Origin of the sequence: Streptomyces sp. NPDC049541 (assembly GCF_044465725.1) — a bacterium.
Taxonomy (GTDB): domain Bacteria; phylum Actinomycetota; class Actinomycetes; order Streptomycetales; family Streptomycetaceae; genus Streptomyces.
The window spans coordinates 530,462-534,005 of record NZ_JBITLY010000005.1 but is presented as its reverse complement, the minus strand read 5'-3'; the positions used below and the strand labels follow the sequence as shown (position 1 = coordinate 534,005).

The 3,544-nt window shown below is 71.9% G+C and carries 3 protein-coding genes; 2 read left to right on the top strand and 1 reads right to left on the bottom strand.

The annotated features are described in order from the left end of the window. Positions 1-247 precede the first annotated feature (247 nt). Complete coding sequence (locus ACIBW9_RS21790; protein WP_185124458.1) at positions 248-517, top strand: hypothetical protein; 270 nt, start codon at positions 248-250, stop codon at positions 515-517. Positions 518-556: 39 nt separating this feature from the next. Here the strand turns inward: ACIBW9_RS21790 and ACIBW9_RS21785 are convergent, their stop codons facing one another. Beyond that, a complete protein-coding gene (locus tag ACIBW9_RS21785) occupies positions 557-1,294 on the bottom strand; it encodes a ferritin-like fold-containing protein (protein WP_398957356.1) in 738 nt (245 codons plus the stop codon). A 471-nt stretch (positions 1,295-1,765) separates the two neighbouring features. Here ACIBW9_RS21785 and ACIBW9_RS21780 point away from each other — a divergent pair. After that, a partial coding sequence (locus ACIBW9_RS21780) for a DEAD/DEAH box helicase (RefSeq protein WP_398957354.1) occupies positions 1,766-3,544 on the top strand: 1,779 nt, incomplete at its 3' end.

Genomic DNA, 3,544 nt, shown 5'->3' with positions numbered 1-3,544 from the left:
CTACTACTTCTCTTACTCTCCTACCCACTCACCTCGCTTGGTCCCCGCCGCGCCCGCCCCCCCCCCCCCCGGCGCCGCGGCGCCCCGCGCCCCCCCCCCCCCCCCCCCCCCCTCTCGCTTCCCCCCAAGATTTTTCTCCACAACTGGAGCACAACTCGCGCACAGGGGAGGATTGCATTCCGCAGGTCACGGGTATGACGGGCTACGACCGTGATGGGCAGTGTGGCCGTGTGGGAGGGACTCCAAGATGTTGTTCGAAGCGCTCGGCTCCGCACTTCTCGGTCTTGTGCTGGCAGGGGCGGCGATCCACCGTCTGTCCGACCGTCTGCCCACCCGTTCGCTGGTGCTCGCGACCGGTGTCGCCGGAGCCCTCTTCGGCGCCTTCGTCACCCACAGCGCGCTGGACCCCGGCAACTTCCTGCTGATCCTGCTCGGCGCGGCGATCGTCTCCGCGGCCTCGCTCTCCCTGCTGGTGCGCCCGGCCGGGAGACTCCGCCGGCGATCAGCGCCGGCGTAACCCCGACCGGGACGACGAGGACGACCGGGGAAGCGAGAGCTAGGCGGCAAGCCCGAGGGCGGCCATCCGCTTGGTGTGGGCCTCGGTGATCCGCGAGAACATCCGGCCGACCTCGGCGAGGTCGAATCCGTCCGCGACACCGCCGACGAGCATCGTCGACAGCGCGTCGCGGTCCGCGACCACCCGCTGGGACTGGGACAGGGCCTCGCCCATGAGACGCCGGGCCCACAGGGCGAGACGGCCGCCCACGCGCGGATCGGCGTCGATCGCGGCGCGCACCTTCTCCACGGCGAAACCGGCGTGCCCGGTGTCGTCCAGGACGGCCAGCACCAGCTCACGCGAGTCCGAGTCGAGCCGTGCGGCCACCTCGCGGTAGAAGTCACTGGCGATCGAGTCGCCGACGTAGGCCTTCACCAGACCTTCCAGCCAGTCCGAGGGCGCCGTCTGCTTGTGGAAGCCGTCCAGCGCGGCGACGAACGGCTCCATCGCGCGCGTGGGCTCCTCACCGATCTCCGTGAGCCGGTCGCGCAGCCGCTCGAAGTGGTGGAACTCCGCCGAGGCCATCTTGGCCAGCTCCGCCTTGTCCGCCAGCGTCGGCGCCAGCTTGGCGTCCTCCGCGAGCCGCTCGAACGCCGCGAGTTCGCCGTACGCGAGGGCACCGAGGAGGTCGACGACCGCTGCCCGGTACTGCGGGTCCGCGGAGGCCCGGTCCCAGTCCTGGGCGGCCACTCCGGTCTGCTCGGCGGGTGCGTCAGAGGTGTTGTCAGGCGTCGTCATGAAGCGCACAATAGTCCGCTTGCCGAGCCCTGGAAGTCCCTGGTCAATCAGTGTGATGACGGCTACGTGACCAAATCGGCCATCGCATGTGCGTGATTCCGGGGTATGGTGGTAATGCGCCTGCCGAGTACTCGACGGGCCGCACGTATGAGGATGCCCGGTCGGTGGCCCGATCGGCTCCGACCCGACAGCCCTCCAAGCCCGTACGGCACATTGCGTACGGCGTCCGGAGGGACACCCTCAGCGGTACGAGCGCTAGAGCGTCGGCAGTGGTCCCGTGCCCTACGGCAAGCCCGTAAGGCAGCCGACGTCCCCGGCACGGTCCGTCAAAGACCCCCCGCGCTCGCCTCGCACCGCGCACACAGAAGAGGCAGCACCCTGACTACCACGTTCAGAGATCTCGGCATCCTTCCCGAGACCGCCGAGGCCCTCGAGGCCGTCGGCATCATCAACCCCTTTCCCATCCAGGAGATGACCCTCCCCGTCGCCCTCTCCGGCACGGACGTCATCGGCCAGGCCAAGACCGGCACCGGCAAGACGCTGGGCTTCGGCCTCCCGCTCCTCGAGCGCGTCACCGTCCCCGCGGACGTGGAGGCGGGCCGCGCCAAGCCCGAGGACCTCACCGACACCCCGCAGGCGCTCGTCGTCGTCCCCACGCGCGAGCTGTGCACCCAGGTCACCAACGACCTGCTGACCGCGGGCAAGGTGCGCAACGTACGCGTTCTCGCCATCTACGGCGGCCGGGCCTACGAGCCCCAGGTCGAGGCCCTCAAGCAGGGCGTCGACGTGGTCGTCGGCACCCCCGGCCGGCTGCTGGACCTCGCGGGCCAGAAGAAGCTCAACCTCAAGCACGTCAAGGCCCTTGTCCTCGACGAGGCCGACGAGATGCTCGACCTGGGCTTCCTGCCCGACGTCGAGAAGATCATCAACCTGCTGCCGGCGCGCCGTCAGACGATGCTGTTCTCGGCGACCATGCCGGGCGCGGTCATCGGTCTCGCGCGCCGCTACATGTCGCAGCCCACGCACATCCGCGCCACCGCGCCGGACGACGAGGGCGCGACGGTCGCGAACACCTCGCAGCACGTGTACCGCGCGCACAACATGGACAAGCCCGAGATGGTCGCGCGCATACTGCAGGCCGAGGGCCGGGGACTGGCCATGGTCTTCTGTCGTACCAAGCGCACCGCGGCCGACCTCGCCGACCAGCTCAAGCAGCGCGGCTTCGCGGCCGGCGCGGTCCACGGCGACCTCGGCCAGGGCGCCCGCGAGCAGGCACTGCGCGCGTTCCGCAACGGCAAGGTGGACGTCCTCGTCTGCACCGACGTCGCCGCCCGCGGCATCGACGTCGAGGGCGTGACGCACGTCATCAACTACCAGTCTCCCGAAGAGGAGAAGACGTACCTGCACCGCATCGGCCGTACCGGCCGCGCGGGCGCCAAGGGCATCGCGATCACGCTCGTCGACTGGGACGACATCCCGCGCTGGCAGCTGATCAACAAGGCGCTGGAGCTGAACTTCAACGACCCGCCGGAGACGTACTCCACCTCCCCGCACCTCTTCGAGGAACTGAACATCCCCGCGGGTACCAAGGGTGTTCTGCCGCGCGCCGAGCGCACGCGTGCCGGGCTGGACGCCGAGGAGCTCGAGGACCTGGGCGAGACCGGCGGCCGCGGTGCACGCGGCGGTCGCGGTGGCCGCCCCGAGCGGGGTGGCCGGGGCGAGTCCCGGTCCACCGAGCGCGAGCGCCCGGAGCGTACGCCGCGTCGCCGCCGCCGTACGCGCGGCGGGGAGCAGTTGGACCCCACGGCCGCTCCGGAGGCCTCGACGGCTCTCTCGCCGTCCGAGGAGACCGCCGGTCCCCGCACCCCGCGTCGCCGTCGCCGCACCCGCGCCGGTTCGGCCGCGGAGCCGGTGACGGCCCCGACCACGGCACCCGAGGCCGCGGAGGCCGCCGTCACGACGGCGGAGGGCCCCGCGCTGGACACCGCCGAGGCCCCGTCGAAGCCGCGCCGCCGCCGCACCCGCAGGTCCGCGGAGAGCACCCCGGCCGCGGAGTCGCTCGCCACTGAGGCTCCGGCAACGGAGGAAGCCCCGGCCCCCACGGAGCCCGAGGCCCCCGCCGCCACCCCGCGCCGCCGGACCCGCAAGACGACGGCTGCCGCCGCGGAGACCGCGGTGGACACCGCCGAGGCCACCGAGGCGAAGCCCCGCACCCGGACCCGCAAGACGGCTGCCGCCGCGGAGACCGCG

What these genes read in the sequence shown, in the direction of transcription:
- ACIBW9_RS21790 (WP_185124458.1), top strand. Translation starts at nt 248, where the DNA reads ATGTTGTTCGAAGCGCTCGGCTCCGCACTTCTCGGTCTTGTGCTGGCA.
- ACIBW9_RS21785 (WP_398957356.1), bottom strand. Translation starts at nt 1,294, where the DNA reads ATGACGACGCCTGACAACACCTCTGACGCACCCGCCGAGCAGACCGGA.